The 14,945-nt window shown below is 68.5% G+C and carries 13 protein-coding genes; 10 read left to right on the top strand and 3 right to left on the bottom strand.

Features of this window, described 5'->3' with window-relative positions:
- Positions 1–47 precede the first annotated feature (47 nt).
- From VRZ77_RS11975 to VRZ77_RS11960, 4 genes are all read left to right on the top strand, one after another.
- Positions 48–2,327 carry an FdhF/YdeP family oxidoreductase gene (locus VRZ77_RS11975; RefSeq protein WP_414592886.1) on the top strand — a complete coding sequence of 760 codons (2,280 nt, stop codon included), beginning with the start codon at positions 48–50 and terminating at the stop codon, positions 2,325–2,327.
- Positions 2,328–2,465: 138 nt separating this feature from the next.
- Complete coding sequence (locus VRZ77_RS11970) at positions 2,466–2,879, top strand: DoxX family protein (protein ID WP_414592885.1); 414 nt, start codon at positions 2,466–2,468, stop codon at positions 2,877–2,879.
- Between the two features lie 26 nt (positions 2,880–2,905).
- Positions 2,906–3,739 carry a VOC family protein gene (locus VRZ77_RS11965; RefSeq protein WP_414592884.1) on the top strand — a complete coding sequence of 278 codons (834 nt, stop codon included), beginning with the start codon at positions 2,906–2,908 and terminating at the stop codon, positions 3,737–3,739.
- A gap of 13 nt (positions 3,740–3,752) precedes the next feature.
- Positions 3,753–4,718 (top strand): glutathione S-transferase family protein, encoded by a 966-nt coding sequence (locus VRZ77_RS11960; RefSeq protein ID WP_414592883.1) that lies wholly within the window; start codon positions 3,753–3,755, stop codon positions 4,716–4,718.
- 6 nt (positions 4,719–4,724) lie between these two features.
- On the opposite strand, the gene VRZ77_RS11955 is transcribed toward VRZ77_RS11960, so the two are convergent.
- Together VRZ77_RS11955 and ybaK are read right to left on the bottom strand one after the other, a co-directional pair.
- On the bottom strand, positions 4,725–5,498 hold the full coding sequence (locus VRZ77_RS11955; RefSeq protein WP_414592882.1) for an alpha/beta fold hydrolase: 774 nt from the start codon (positions 5,496–5,498) through the stop codon (positions 4,725–4,727).
- Between the two features lie 113 nt (positions 5,499–5,611).
- Positions 5,612–6,085, bottom strand: coding sequence for a Cys-tRNA(Pro) deacylase (gene ybaK / locus VRZ77_RS11950; protein ID WP_414592881.1), 474 nt, complete (start codon positions 6,083–6,085; stop codon positions 5,612–5,614).
- Positions 6,086–6,206: 121 nt separating this feature from the next.
- On the opposite strand from ybaK, the gene VRZ77_RS11945 reads away from it, so the two are divergent.
- The 3 genes from VRZ77_RS11945 to VRZ77_RS11935 are packed head-to-tail and all read left to right on the top strand — an operon-like array spanning position 6,207 to position 9,381.
- Positions 6,207–6,608, top strand: coding sequence for a MarR family winged helix-turn-helix transcriptional regulator (locus VRZ77_RS11945; RefSeq protein WP_414592880.1), 402 nt, complete (start codon positions 6,207–6,209; stop codon positions 6,606–6,608).
- A gap of 45 nt (positions 6,609–6,653) precedes the next feature.
- Positions 6,654–7,955, top strand: coding sequence for an MFS transporter (locus tag VRZ77_RS11940; protein WP_414592879.1), 1,302 nt, complete (start codon positions 6,654–6,656; stop codon positions 7,953–7,955).
- Positions 7,956–7,992: 37 nt separating this feature from the next.
- A complete protein-coding gene (locus tag VRZ77_RS11935) occupies positions 7,993–9,381 on the top strand; it encodes an MATE family efflux transporter (protein WP_414592878.1) in 1,389 nt (462 codons plus the stop codon).
- A gap of 118 nt (positions 9,382–9,499) precedes the next feature.
- Here the strand turns inward: VRZ77_RS11935 and VRZ77_RS11930 are convergent, their stop codons facing one another.
- Positions 9,500–9,937 carry an Lrp/AsnC family transcriptional regulator gene (locus VRZ77_RS11930; RefSeq protein ID WP_414592877.1) on the bottom strand — a complete coding sequence of 146 codons (438 nt, stop codon included), beginning with the start codon at positions 9,935–9,937 and terminating at the stop codon, positions 9,500–9,502.
- A gap of 123 nt (positions 9,938–10,060) precedes the next feature.
- Here VRZ77_RS11930 and rocF point away from each other — a divergent pair, with 123 nt between their 5' ends.
- From rocF to VRZ77_RS11915, 3 genes are all read left to right on the top strand, one after another.
- On the top strand, positions 10,061–10,993 hold the full coding sequence (gene rocF / locus VRZ77_RS11925; protein ID WP_414592876.1) for an arginase: 933 nt from the start codon (positions 10,061–10,063) through the stop codon (positions 10,991–10,993).
- 3 nt (positions 10,994–10,996) lie between these two features.
- Entirely contained in the window at positions 10,997–12,070 is a 1,074-nt protein-coding gene (locus VRZ77_RS11920; RefSeq protein ID WP_414592875.1) for an ornithine cyclodeaminase, read from the top strand.
- Between the two features lie 121 nt (positions 12,071–12,191).
- A complete protein-coding gene (locus VRZ77_RS11915; protein WP_414592874.1) occupies positions 12,192–14,933 on the top strand; it encodes a glycosyltransferase family 39 protein in 2,742 nt (913 codons plus the stop codon).
- Positions 14,934–14,945: the final 12 nt, after the last annotated feature.

Raw genomic sequence — 14,945 nt, 5'->3', positions numbered from 1 at the left:
ACGGCCCGGGCTACCCTCCTCCGGGGGGCCACTTCGAGAGGTAATCGATGTCCAAGAACTCTCCTGAAGGCGTCAAGCCGTTTTCCGGCCCGGCGGGGGGCTGGGAAGCACTGGCCGCGGTGGCGCAGGCCGTGCGGCGCGAGATGGAATCCGACCTGTCCAACACGCGCGCGCTGTTGCACATGAACCAGCCCGACGGGTTCGATTGCCCGGGCTGCGCCTGGCCGGATCCCAAGCACACCTCGTCCTTCGAGTTCTGCGAGAACGGCGCCAAGGCCGTCACCTGGGAGGCGACCTGGAAGCGGGTCACGCCGGAGTTTTTCGCCGCGCATTCGGTTTCCGAGCTGTGGGGCTGGAGCGACCACGCGCTGGAAGATGCCGGGCGCGTCACCACCCCGCTGCGCTACGACGCGGCCACCGATCACTTCGTCCCGGTGTCGTGGGACGAGGCCTTCGCTGGCATCGCCGCCCGGCTCAACGCCCTCGATTCGCCCGACAGGGCCGAGTTCTACACCTCCGGCCGCGCCTCGAACGAGGCGGCCTTCCTGTACCAGCTTCTGGCGCGCGAATTCGGCACCAATAATTTCCCCGATTGCTCGAACATGTGCCACGAGCCGACCAGCGTCGGCCTGCCGCAGTCGATCGGCATCGGCAAGGGCACGGTGTCGCTTGAGGATTTCGATCACGCCGACGCCATCTTCTGCATCGGCCACAATCCCGGCACCAATCACCCCCGCATGCTCACCAGCCTGCGCGAGGCCTCCAAGCGCGGCGCGCCGATCATCGTCGCCAACCCGCTCAAGGAGCGCGGGCTGGAACGCTTCGCCGCGCCGCAGGACCCGGTGGAGATGGCGACGTTCTCCTCCACCCGCCTCGCCTCGGCCTATCATCAGGTCAAGGTCGGCGGCGACGTCGCCATGCTCAAGGGCATGATGAAGGCGCTGCTGGAAGCCGATGCCGTCAATCTCGGCACCGGCGGCGACGGGCTGCTGGACCGCGCCTTCATCACCGAGCACACGTCGGGCTTCGACGAGCTGAAGGCCGACCTTGAGGAGACGACATGGGAGGAGATCGAGCAGCGCTCGGGCCTCACCCGCGCCGCGATCGAGAGCATGGCGGAGGTCTACTGGAGCGCCGAGCGCGTGATCGCCTGCTACGGCATGGGCATCACCCAGCACCGCCACGGCACCGAGAATGTCCGCCAGATCGCCAACCTGCTGCTGCTGCGCGGTAATATCGGCAAGCCGGGCGCCGGCATCTGCCCCCTGCGCGGCCACTCCAACGTGCAGGGCGACCGCACCGTCGGCATCACCGAGATCCCGACCGAATCCTTCCTCGCCCGGCTCGACACGGCGTTCGGCATTACTGCCCCGCGCAAGCACGGCCATAATGCCGTCGACGCGCTGGCGGCGATCGGCAGCGGCGAATCGCGGGCTTTCATTGGGCTCGGCGGCAATTTCGCCGTGGCGATGCCGGACCCCGATTTTGCCTATGCCGCCTTCCGCAAGCTCGACCTCAACGTGCAGATCGTCACCAAGCTGAACCGCACCGCGCTGCTGACGGCGACGCACAGCTATGTGCTGCCCTGCCTTGGCCGCACCGAGCGCGACCTGCGTAACGGCGTGCTCCAGTCGGTCACCATCGAGGATTCCATGTCGATGGTGCACGCCTCGCGCGGCACGCTGAACCCGGCCTCCGACCAGCTGCTGTCCGAAATCGCGATCATCGCCGGCATTGCGCGCGCGACGCTGCCGTCGAGCCCGGTCGACTGGGAGGGGCTGAGCACCGATTACGACCGCATCCGCGACAAGATCGAGGCCGTGATTCCGGGCTTCGAAAATTACAACGAACGCATCCGCAAGCCGGGCGGCTTCCGCCTTCCGCTGCCGGCCACCGAGCGCAAGTGGAACACGGCGAGCGGCAAGGCCACTTTCCTCGCCGAGGCCGGCACCGACGAGGATGACGGCCGCGACGAGGGCACGCTGGTGTGCACCACGCTGCGCAGCCACGACCAGTACAACACCACCATTTACGGCCTGAACGACCGCTATCGCGGCATTACCGGCCGGCGCGACGTGGTGTTCGTCAACGCCCAGGACCTCGAAGCCCTCGGCCTCGCCCATGGCGACAAGGTCGACCTGGTGGCGGGCAAGGACCGCGTGCTGGCGGGGCAGACCGCGGTCGCCTATTCGATCGCGCGCGGCTCGATCGGCGCCTATTACCCGGAGGCCAACCTTCTAGTGGCGGCCGGGGATTATGATCGCGAATGCGGCGTCCCGGCCTATAAGTCGATCCCGGTGAAGCTACGCGCGCACAGCCCTGCGTGAACAGGCGCGACGGCCTCTTTCGGGAGGCCGTCGATCGCTTCCATATTGGAAGAAAACTTCCGCTTATCGCGCGGATACTCACCCGTCGGGGCAGAGGTCATGTTCTCCCGCAGCTCACACCCTGATGAGGAAGCTGCCATGACCGATACCCGCACCGCTCCCTACGCCGCGCTGCTGCTGCGCCTTGCGCTCGGCATCCTGTTTCTCGCCCATGCCGGGCTGAAGATCTTCGTGTTCACCCCGGCCGGCACCGCCGGCTTCTTCGGCTCGATCGGCCTGCCGGGCTGGCTGGCTTATGTCACCATCGCGTGGGAACTTGTCGGCGCGGTCGCGCTGATCCTCGGCCTGTGGCCGCGCATCGCGGCGCTGGCACTGGTTCCCATTCTCGTCGGCGCAATCTTGACCGTGCACGGCCCGGCCGGCTTCTTCTTCACCAACCCCAATGGCGGCTGGGAGTATCTGGCGCTGTGGATCGTCGCGCTCATCGCGCTGGCGCTCACCGGCGACGGCGCCTTCGCCCTCAAGCCGAGCCGCAAGACCGGCGCGCGCTGATATCGCCCACGCCGAAGGAGAAAGCCATGACCGTCTCAGCCATTCCCGCCACGACGCGTGATACGTCCCTCGCCATGGGCCGCGTCGCGCTCACCGTGAACGACCTCGATGAGGTCGCGCGCTTCTACCGGCAGGCGGTCGGGCTTCACCTGCTGCGGCAGGATGGCGAGACGGCCGAACTCGGCGCGGACGGCACGGTGCTGCTGGAGCTGCGCGCCGACCGCGCGGCCCGGCGGCGCGGTTCGCGGGAGGCGGGGCTGTTCCACACCGCCTTCCTGCTGCCGACCCGCGCCGATCTCGGCCGCTGGGCCAAGCACGCCATGGCGACGCGCCCCCCGGTGGTCGGCGCGTCCGACCATCTGGTGAGCGAGGCGATCTATCTCACCGACCCGGAAGGCAATGGCGTGGAAATCTACGCCGACCGTCCGGCGTCGAGCTGGCACTGGAGCGAGGGCAAGGTGCAGATGGCGACGGAAGCGCTCAACCTGCACAGCCTGATCGCCGAGGCCGGCGAGACGCCCTGGCAGGGCTTCCCCGCCGGTTCCACCATCGGCCATGTCCATCTTCAGGTCGGCGCGCTCAGCCTGGCCGAGGAGTTCTATGCCGCCAAGCTCGGTCTCGACATCACCTGCCGCTATCCCGGCGGCACCTTCTACGCCGCCAACGGCTATCACCATCACATTGCGACCAATATCTGGAACAGCCGGGGCGCCGGTGAGCGGACCTACCCGTCCACCGGCCTCGCGGAAGTCGAAATCCGGCTCGGCGCCGCGCGCCTGTCGGCCATTGCCGGCGAGGGCGAGGCCCGGCTGGAGCTCGCCGACCCGTGGGGCACCCGCATTGCGCTGGTCGCGGCCTGAGAGGAGCGACGCAATGCTGGTCGACGGCAAATGGACAGCGGACTGGCACCCCGTGCAGGCGACTGATGCCAAGGGCGGCTTCGTGCGCCAGACCTCCGGCTTCCGCCATGTCGTCACCCCGGACGGCAGCTCGGGCTTCAAGGCCGAGGCCGGGCGCTATCATCTTTATGTCGCGCTGATCTGCCCCTGGGCCTCGCGCACGCTGATCGCGCGCCGGCTGAAAGGCCTGGAAGAGGCGGTCTCGGTTTCCATCGTGGAGCCCGCCCTCACCGATCAGGGCTGGCGCTTCGGCGATTACCCCGGCGCGACAGCGGACAGCGTGAACGGGGCGACCTATCTGCACGAGCTCTATACCCGCGCCGACCCACATTACACCGGCCGGGCCACCGTGCCGGTGCTGTGGGACAAGACGCGCGGCACCATCGTGAACAATGAATCCGCCGATATTCTTCGCATCTTCAACGAAGGCTTCGGCGCGCTTGCCGACGCGACGCTCGACCTCTACCCGCCGGCCTTGCGCGCGGAGATCGACGCGCTCAACGCCGCGATCTATCCGCGCCTGAATAACGGGGTCTATCGCGCCGGCTTCGCCACCACGCAGCTCGCCTATGAGGAAGCCTTCGCGGATGTGTTCGCCATGCTGGACGAGTTGGAGGCGCGCCTCAGCGATGGCCGGCTTTTCCTCACCGGCGACGCGCTGACCGAGGCGGATATCCGCCTCTTCGTCACGCTGGTGCGCTTTGATGCCGCCTATTTCGGCCTGTTCAAGTGCAATCTGCGCCGGCTGGCCGACTATGCCGGGCTTCACGGCTACATGATGCGCGTGCTCGACATTCCAGGCGTGCGGGAGACCGTGAGCATCGACCACATCAAGCGCGGCTACTACTCGATCAAGGCGCTGAACCCGAACGGTATCGTCCCGCTCGGGCCGGATCTGCCGGGCCTGGCGCCGGTCCGTCTCGCGGACCGGCCGGCCTGAGCGCGCTCAGCCATTGCCCTGCCCGGCGGCCTTCAGGATCAGCCCGGCCACCTCGTCGGGATGCGAGATCAGCGAGAGGTGGCTCGACGGAAGCTCGATCGTGGTCGCGTTCATGCGCTTGGCCAAGAAGCGTTCGAGATCGGGGTTGATGGTGCGGTCTTCAGTCGAGACCGCGTAGAAGCTCGGCTTGTGGCGCCACGCCGCCTCGGTGGTGCGACCCGTGAGCAGCGCCTTGTGGAACGGCTGCTGGACGGCATAGAGCACCTTCGCCGTCGTTTTGGGCACATCGCCGGCGAAATCGCGCAGGAAAGCTTCCTCGCTCAGCCGGCCCTCATCGCCGTCGAATAGGATGCCGGCGGAAGCGGGCGGGGTCGGGAACGTCTTGGCGAGCGCGGTATAGTCCTCCCCGGCATCGGGGGCGCGGGCGGCGATGTAGACCAGCGCCGAGACGTTCGGCGCCATGCCGGCCTGCGTCACGATCATGCCGGAGAAGGAATGGCCGGCGAGCACGGTCGGCCCGTCCTGCCGCGCCAGAACGCGGTTGGTCTCCGCCACCGCCTCGTCCAGCGTGGTCAGGGGATTCTGCACCGACGTGACGTTGAGGCCGCGCGCCTGAAGGCGGGCGATCACCTCGGACCAGCACGACCCGTCGGCGAACAGGCCATGCACCAGCACGACGTTGCGCACCGGGGGAACGGCCTGCGCGGCGGCCATACGCGGTAGGGCGGAGACGGCGGCCCCTGCGGCGAGCAGGGAAACGAAATCGCGGCGGTTCATCATGACGGCAACTCCTGTTGCCGGACATCCCGGCCTGAGATTTCCGTCATGCTGACGCGCGAGGCCCACGCGGTCTTGCGGCAATGCCGGCCGGGCAGCGCGTTCGCACGCTGCGGTTACGCCACCACCGGCACCGCCAGCGCGCCGAGGGCGGCCACCACATCCGCGGGATTGAGCCGGAGTTGAAGGCCGCGTTGGCCGCCATTCACATAGACCAGCTCATGCGCCAGCGCCTGCGCCTCGATGGCGGTGGGCACGCGCTTCATCTGGCCGAACGGGCTGATGCCGCCGACCTTGAAGCCGGTGACGCGCTCGGCGTCGGACGGCTTCATCATCTGCGCCGCCTTGCCGCCGAAGGCGCTCGCGAGCTTCTTCATCGAGACCTCGCGATCGGACGGCACGATCACGCAGACCGGCTTGCCGTCGACCAGCGCCATCAGCGTCTTGAGCACCCGCGCCGGCTCCTCGCCGATCGCCGCCGCCGCCTGAAGGCCGATATGCTCGGCATCGGGGTCGTACTCATAACTGTGCACCGTGAAGGCGATGCCCGCCTGTTCCAGCGCCCGGGTCGCGCGCGTGGCTTTCGACATGAGACATCCTCCCGTCATGGTCGGCCAATCGCTAAGCGAGCCCGCGCGCCGGTTCAAGGGCGCAGCCCGGCAATGCTCCGCGCGCATGGACAAGCAAACAACGCGGGTATATACACGCTTCATGTCCACAAGCTGCCACTGCAACCTGCTGCGCCTTGCCACCCGCAAGGTTTCCGCCCGCTACGACGCCGCGCTGGCGCCGCTCGGCATCAACATTGCGCAATATTCGCTGCTGCGGAAAATCGCGCGCCACCAGCCGATGAGCCTGACCGCGCTCGGCAAGCTCACCGAGCTGGACCGCTCCACCATCGGGCGCAATGTGCGCGTGATCGAGCGCATGGGGCTGGTCGCCACCGGGCGCGGCGAGGACGACCAGCGCGAGGCCATGGTGGAACTGACGCCGGCGGGTGAAGCGCTACTCGCGCAGGCGATCCCGCTCTGGGAAGACTGCCAAGCGCAGCTGGAAGCCAGCGTCGGCGCCGCGCGTCTCGACGCGCTGGCGCAGCTCGTCGCCGCCATCTGATTTTTAACGAAATGCGGGCATATACCCGCTCTAGAGGAACCGATCATGAGCCCCCTACCCCCGGCCGCGACGGCAGCGCTTCCCGCCTTCTTCGCCCGACGCGGCATCTATTATGGATGGGTGGTCGCGGCGGTGACGTTCCTCACCATGCTCGTCACCGCCGGCGCGGTCGGCGCGCCGGGCGTGCTGATCGCCCCGTTGCAGGCGGAGTTCGGCTGGGAGACCGCCGACATCTCCTCGGGCTTCGCGGTGCGGCTGCTGCTGTTCGGGCTGATGGGTCCGTTCGCCGCCGCCTTCATGAACCGCTTCGGCCTTCGCCCGGTGGCGAGCGTGGCGCTCGCGCTCATCGGCGCCGGCGTGCTTGGCTCGTTCTTCATGACCAAGGTCTGGCATTTGCTGCTGCTGTGGGGCGTCGTGGTCGGCTTCGGCACTGGGCTCACCGCCATGGTGCTCGGCGCCACCGTCGCCACGCGCTGGTTCGCGCAGCGGCGCGGCCTCGTCATGGGTCTGCTGACCGCCAGCACCGCCACCGGCCAACTCGTGTTCCTGCCGCTGCTGGCGCAGCTCACCGAAGCCATGGGCTGGCGCGGCGCGCTGTCCTTCGTGCTCGCCATGCTGCTGGTCGCCGCGCTCGCCGTGCTCGTGCTGATGCGCGACCGGCCGTCCGATCTCGGCCTTCTGCCCTATGGCGCCTCCGCGCCGACGCCGAACCCGGCGCATCCCACGACCTTCACCGCCATGCTGGCCTCGCCGCTGCTGGCGCTGCGCGACGCCTCCAAGTCCCGCACCTTCTGGGTGCTGTTCGGCACCTTCTTCGTCTGCGGCGCCTCGACCAACGGTCTGGTGCAGACCCATTTCGTCTCGCTCTGCGGCGATTACGGGCTCGCGGCGGTGACGGCGGCGAGCATGCTGGCGCTGATTGGCGTGTTCGATTTCGTCGGCACGGTCGGCTCCGGCTGGTTATCCGACCGGGTGGACAGCCGCTGGCTGCTGTTCTGGTATTACGGCCTGCGCGGCCTGTCGCTGATCTACCTGACCTATAGCGATTTCAGCTTCTACGGCCTGTCGGTCTTCGCGGTGTTCTACGGGCTCGACTGGGTGGCGACGGTGCCGCCCACCGTGAAGCTCGCCGCCGAGAAGTTCGGCGACCGCGCCAATCTGGTGTTCGGCTGGATCTTCGCCGGCCACCAGCTCGGCGCGGCGAGCGCGGCCTATGGCGCCGGCTTCAGCCGCACCTTCTACCAGACCTACCTGCCGGCCTTCTTCGTCGCCGGCCTGCTCTGCCTCATCGCCTCCGTCGCCATCGTGGCGGTGCGCGAGCGGCGCGTGTCTGCCGCTGCGGCATGACTGGCGCCGTCCCCGCCTCCAACGCTAGAAGACAGTCATGACCAGCACGGCCACCGGGGCGATCGGCTCTTCCATGGATCACAGCATCGATCGCCGCACCCAGCGCCTCATCGAGGCGCCCATCGTGCCGCTGCTGATCCGCCTCGCCTGGCCGAACGTGCTGATCATGCTGGCGCAGGCCTCCACCGGCCTGATCGAGACCTGGTGGGTGGCGCGGCTCGGCACCGACGCGCTCGCCGGCATGGCGCTGGTGTTCCCCGCCTTCATGCTGATGACCGCGATCTCGGCCGGCGCCATAGGCGGGGGCATCTCCTCGGCCATCGCCCGCGCGCTCGGCTCCGGCGACCGCGCGGGCGCGGACGCGCTGGTGTTGCACGCGCTGGCCATCAGCGTCCTGTTCGGCCTCGGCTTCTCGGCGATCTTCCTGCTGTTCGGGCGCCCGATCTACGCCTTCCTCGGCGGCGCGGGCGGGGAACTGGAGGCGGCGCTGCTCTATTCAAATACGCTGTTCACCGGCATCGTGCTGATCTGGCTGATGAACGGCCTCGCCAGCATCATTCGCGGCACCGGCAACATGCTGTTTCCCGCCAGCGTCATCTGCGGCGGCGTTGTGTTCCTGATCCCAGCCTCGCCAGTGCTGATCTTCGGCTTCGGCCCGATTCCGGCGCTGGGCATTGCCGGCGGGGCGGTGGCGCTGCTTACCTATTTCGCCGGCGGCACGCTGGCCATGGCCTGGTACGTCCTGTCCGGCCGCAACCCAGCGCGGCTCACCTTTGTAAGGCTGCGCTGGGCGCCGCTCGCCAGCATCCTGCGCATCGGCATGCTCTCGACCTTCACCTCGCTGCAGACCAACATCACCATTGCCGGTGCCACCGCGCTGGTCGCCGCCTCGGCCGGCGTCGAAGCGGTGGCGGGGTTCGGCACCGGGGTTCGGCTGGAATATCTGCTGCTGCCGCTGATCTTCGGCATGGGCGCGCCGATGGTCGCCATGGTCGGCACCAATATCGGCGCCGGGCGCGGCGACCGGGCGATGAAGATTGCCTGGGCCGGGGCGGGGCTGACCTTCGTGCTCACCGAGACAATCGGCGTGACGGCGGCACTGTTCCCCGAGGCGTGGCTGTCGCTGTTCAGCGCCGAGCCGGAGATGATCGCGGCGGGCAGCGCCTATCTGCGGGTGGTCGGACCGTTCTATGGCTTCTTCGGGCTCGGCCTGTCGCTCTATTTCGCCTGCCAGGGCGCGGGACGGCTGTTCTGGCCGATCGTCGCCGGGATCGCGCGCATCGTCATCGCGCTCGGCGGCGGCTGGCTGGTGCTGAGCCTCACCGGCTCGCTCTACGCGCTGTTTGCCGCCCTGTCGCTGGCGCTGGTGGTCTATGGGCTCACCATCGCGGCGGCGATCCGCTCGGGCGCGTGGCTGCGGATTTAGAGCATTTTCCGCGAAAGTTGATCGACTTTCACGAAGAGAAAATGCTCCAGCTCTTTGAATCGAGAGCACTTTCTTATCGATCAGACGATTCCGTCTGATCGGAAAGGGCTCTCGACGCCTACAGCCGTGCCCGCGTGGTGCGCGGGGTGGCGAGCAGCAGATTGGTCTCGGACGCCATGATGCCCGGGATGAGCCGGATGCGGCGCAGGATCGCGTCGAGGTCGGCGAGGCTCTCGGTGCCGAGTTCCACGATGAGGTCCCACTTTCCGTTGGTGGTGTGCACCGCCGAGATTTCCGGGAAGCCGCCGAGCACATCCACCACCCGGTCCGCCGTGCGCCCTTCCAGTTCGATCATCATGATGCCGCGCACCGGCATGGCGATGGCGTCGGCGCGCAGGATCACCGTGTAGCCGACAATATCGCCCTCGCGCTCCATGCGCTCGATCCGCGCCCGCACCGTGGCGCGCGACACGCCGGTTTCCAGCGCGAGATCCGAGACGCTGCGCCGGCCGTCATGGCGCAGCAGGGCGAGCAGCTTCTGGTCGAGATCGTCCATGAATTGCCGTTTTGAAAGCCAATGCCATCACTTTGATAAATTCATCTGAGCTAATTGCCAATATTCAATGTTCATTCCGCCAGTGCCCGCCGCTAGGCTTTTGCCATGACACCGGAGACCGATATGCCGCGCACCTGCATCCTTCTCGGCGCCCCCGTTCAGGAGGGCACCGGCCGTCTCGGCTGCGACATGGGCCCGAGCGCCTTCCGCGCTGCCGGCATTACGAGCACGTTGCGCGACCTTGGCTATGAGGTGATCGACCGCGGCAACCTCGCCCCCGCCGACGCGCCCGCGCCCGCGCCCGCCCATGGCAATGCCGCGATCAAGTCGCTCCGCGAGGTGGTCGGCTGGACCAAGGTTCTGTCGGAGGCGGTCTATGAGGCCAGCGCGGAAGGGCTGCCGATCACGCTCGGCGGCGATCATTGCCTCGCCGCCGGCACGCTGTCCGGCCTGTCGCGCCGCGCGGCGGAGCTTGGGCGCCCGCTTTTCGTGCTCTGGCTCGACGCCCATCCGGACCTGCACACGCTGGACAGCACCGAAAGCGGCAATCTCCACGGCGTGCCCATGGCCTATGCCACCGGCCAGCCGGGCTTCGAGGGCATCTTTCCCCCGCTCCACGCCCCGCTCGACCCCTCGCGCGTGTGCATGATGGGCATTCGCAGTGTCGATCCGGCCGAGCGCCGCACCATCGCGCGCTCCGGCATCACCGTGCACGACATGCGGGCCATTGACGAGTTCGGCTTCGCCGCGCTGCTGCGCCCCTTCCTCCAGCGCGTGGAGGATGAGGACGGGCTGCTCCATGTCAGCCTCGACGTCGATTTCCTCGACCCCGACATCGCGCCGGGCGTCGGCACCACCGTGCCGGGCGGGGCGACGTTCCGCGAGGCGCATCTGGTGATGGAGATGCTGCACGAAAGCGAGCGCGTCACCAGCCTCGACCTGGTGGAACTCAACCCCTTCCTCGACGAGCGCGGGCGCACCGCGCGCCTCATGGTCGACCTCACCGCCAGCCTGCTGGGCCGGCGCGTGCTCGACCGCCCCACACGGAGCTACTGAACCATGAGCGACGCGCGAAAACTCAACGTGGTGCCGTTCGTCAGCGTCGACAACATGATGAAGCTGGTCAACGCCATCGGCGTCGAGCGCTTCCTCGTCGAGCTGGCGGGCTTCATCGCGGCGGACTTCCGGCGCTGGGAACTGTTCGACAAGACCCCGCGCATCGCCTCGCACTCCCATGACGGCGTGATCGAGCTGATGCCGACCAGCGACGGCGCGGTCTACGGCTTCAAATATGTCAACGGCCACCCGAAGAACACCCGCGACGGCCGCCAGACCGTGACCGCCTTCGGCGTGCTGGCCGAGGTGTCGTCCGGCTATCCCGTGCTGCTCAGCGAGATGACCATCCTAACCGCTCTGCGCACCGCCGCCACCTCGGCCATGGCGGCGACATACCTCGCCCCGAAGGGCGCGCGCACCATGGCGATCATCGGCAATGGCGCGCAGTCCGAGTTTCAGGCGCTGGCCTTCAAGGCCATTCTCGGCGTGGACCGGCTGCGGCTCTACGACCTCGACCGCAGCGCCAGCGAGAAATGCGCGCGCAATCTCGACGGGCTCGGCTTCGACATCGCGATCTGTTCCTCCGGTGAGGAGGCGCTGGCGGGCGCGCAGATCGTCACCACCGTCACGGCCGACAAGCAATACGCCACCATCCTGACCGACAACATGGTCGGCGAGGGCCTGCACATCAACGCGGTCGGCGGCGATTGTCCCGGCAAGACCGAGCTGGCGGCCGACATTCTCAGGCGCTCCGACATCTTCGTGGAGTTCCCGCCGCAGACCCGGATCGAAGGCGAGATCCAGCAGCTTGCACACGACCACCCGGTCACGGAGCTGTGGCGGGTGGTCGCGGGGCAGACGCAGGGCCGGCGCGACGCCCGGCAGATCACGCTGTTCGATTCCGTGGGCTTCGCCATCGAGGATTTCTCGGCCCTGCGCTATGTGCGTGAAAAGCTTGCCGGGACAGGCTTCTACGAGGAGCTGGACCTGCTCGCCGACCCCGACGAGCCGCGCGACCTGTTCGGCATGCTGCTGCGCGCCAAGGCCGCGCCACAGGGCACACCCGCCGCCGCCTGAGCCCGGCGCGCAAGCGATGGTTCCGGGACGTCAGGCTGCGGTCAGCTAGCCCCCGGATGGTCACGGGGCGGACGGTCCTCAGGGCCGGACGCGTGTCCCGTGTCCAATCCAGGGCTTCCCCGTGCTCGCTCCCTCGCAGACTGCCGTTCTGACCACGGTCATCGTTCCCACCCTCAACGAAGTCGACAATATCGACGTGCTGCTCGCCGCGATCTTCGCGCAGGCAAATCCCGGCCTCGCCTTCGAGGTGCTGGTCGCCGATGGCGGCTCCACCGACGGCACGGTCGAGCGGGTGCGCGAATGGGAGAAGGCCGCGCAGGTGCGCCTCGTCTCCGGCGGCGGCGGGCGGGGGCTTGCCGGCGACGTGCTGAACGCGGCCCGCGTGGCCCGCACCGATATCGTCGTGGTGATGGACGCCGATCTGAGCCACCCGCCCGAGCGCCTCGGCGCGCTGGTGGAGCCGGTGCTGGACGGAACCTGCGACATGGCGGTCGGCAGCCGCTATGTGCGCGGCGGCGCGACGCCGGACTGGCCGCTTCAGCGCCTGCTGCTGTCGCGGCTCGGCGGGCTGCTCGCCTGGCCGCTGACCGAGCTCAAGGACCCGATGTCCGGCTTCTTCGCCGTGCGCCGCGAGCGGCTGCTCGCGGTCGACCCGGAAGCCGCCGGCTTCAAGATCGGGCTGGAGGTCATCGCCCATGGCGGCGGCGCGCTGAAGGTCCGCGAGGTGCCGATCGTGTTCCCGGACCGCATCCACGGCGAGTCCAAGATCGGGAAAACGCAGATGGTCGCCTATCTGCGCCGGTTGCTGGTGCTGGCCGGCGGTGCGGTCTCGGCCGGCGGCGCGGCACGCTTCGCGCTGGTGGGGCTGATCGGCATGGCCGTCGATCTGCTGGTCTTCGAGCTGCTGTTCGCGCTCCATGCCGGGCTGATGACCGCACAGGTCGGCAGCTTCGGCGTCGCCACGGTGTCGAACTATGTGCTGAATGCGCGCTGGGCCTTCGCCGACAGCTCCAAACCCGCGAGCGCGCAGGGAAGCGGGCATTACCGGCGGTTCTTCACCGTCTGCCTGCTGGCGCTCGCCATACGCGGCGGGGTGCTGGCCGGCGGGACCACGCTGTTCCATCTCCTGCCGCAGATCGCCATCCTGTTCGCCATCGGCGCGGCGGCGATCGTGAGCTATCTCGGCTCGGCCTTCTTCGTGTTTCCCTCGGTCAATCCGCGCGTACCCCATGACATTCGCTGGCGCGTCGCCGCCATCGGCGTGGTCGGCTATGTCGTGCTGCTGCGCCTGCTGTTTATCGGCCTCGCCGACCTGCTGCCGGAGGAGGCCTATTACTGGAACTACGCGCAGCACCTTGATATCGGCTATCTCGACCACCCGCCCATGGTGGCGTGGGTAATCCATGCCGGCACCGCGCTGTTCGGCAACACCGAGTTCGGCGTGCGCATCGGCGCCTGGCTGTGCTGGTTCGCCACCGCCTTCTTCAGCTTCCGCCTCACCCATCGCATGTTCGGCAAGTCGGCGGCCTTCGTCAGCCTGCTGCTGGTGGCCGTGCTGCCGTTCTACTTCGCCACCGGCCTGATCATGACGCCGGACGCGCCGCTGACCGCGTGCTGGGCCGGCGCGCTGTTCTTCCTGGAGCGGGCACTGGTGGGTGGGCGCCGCTCCGCCTGGTGGGGCGCGGGCATCTGCATCGGGCTGGGCATGCTGTCGAAATACACCATCGCCCTGCTGGGTCCGGCCACCCTCATCTTCATGCTGGCCGACGTGCGGGCGCGCGAGTGGCTCAAGCGGCCGCAGCCCTATCTGGCGGCGCTGCTGGCGCTCGCCATCTTCTCGCCGGTGATCGTCTGGAACCTGGAGCACGACCTCGCCTCCTTCGCGTTCCAGAGCACGCGACGCATCGATGCCGCCACGCGGTTCTCGCTGCCGGCGCTGATCCTCTGCGCGGCGGGGCTGCTCACGCCGCCGGGGCTGATAGCGGCGATGGCCGCGCTGTGGGACCGGCGCCGGCGCCCCGGCGCGCGCCAGGCCGACCCGAGCGCGCGGCGCTTCTCGCGGTTCATCCTGGTGTTCACGCTCACCCCGCTCGCGGTGTTCGTGGTCTTCAGCCTGACGCACACCGTCAAGCTGAACTGGACCGGCCCGCTCTGGCTGGCCACGGTTCCCGCCATGGCGGCGGCGATACTGGCGGCGGCCGAGCGTTCCTCGCGCCTCCAGCTTCGCCTGCGTCCTGCGTGGGTGCCGACGGTGGCGGTCACGCTGGTGCTGTACGGGCTCGGGCTGAACTATCTCGTCCTCGGCCTGCCCGGCCTCGGCTATGTCGCGAGCCTGCCGGCGGTGCCGGTGGCGTGGCGCGAATTCGGCCGCGCGGCCGAGACGCTGGAGCGGCAGGTGGAGAACGCCACCGGCGAGGAGCCGCTCATGGTCGGCATGGACACCTACAACATCGCCAGCCAACTCGCCTTCTACAGCAACAACGAGGACGGCGAGGGCGTCGACAACTCGGTCGGGCGCGGCATTCTGGGCCTGCCCAGCCTGATGTACGGCTACTGGCACCGCGCCGAACCCCTGCGCGGCCGCCCCGCCGTGCTGTTCTCCTTCAAGCGCCGGCAGATCGATGACGAAGCACTGGCCGGCCAGTTCGGCCGGCTCGGCGAGACGGTGGAACAGCCCATCCTCAAGGACGGCAAGCCGGCGGGACGGTTCTTCTACCGCATCGGCTACGACTATCGCGGCCCGGCCGGCGCCTCGACCGGCGCTGCCGGCGCGCCCGCGACCATCGTCGGCGCTGCCGGCGCGCCCGCGACCATCGTCGGCTCTGCCGACGCACCCGCGACCCTTGTCGGCTCGCTGCCGTGAGCGCGGGAAGGA

Origin of the sequence: Ancylobacter sp. G4_0304, assembly GCF_047501495.1 — a bacterium.
Lineage (GTDB): Bacteria > Pseudomonadota > Alphaproteobacteria > Rhizobiales > Xanthobacteraceae > Ancylobacter.
This window is presented reverse-complemented; position numbering and strand designations above follow the sequence as displayed.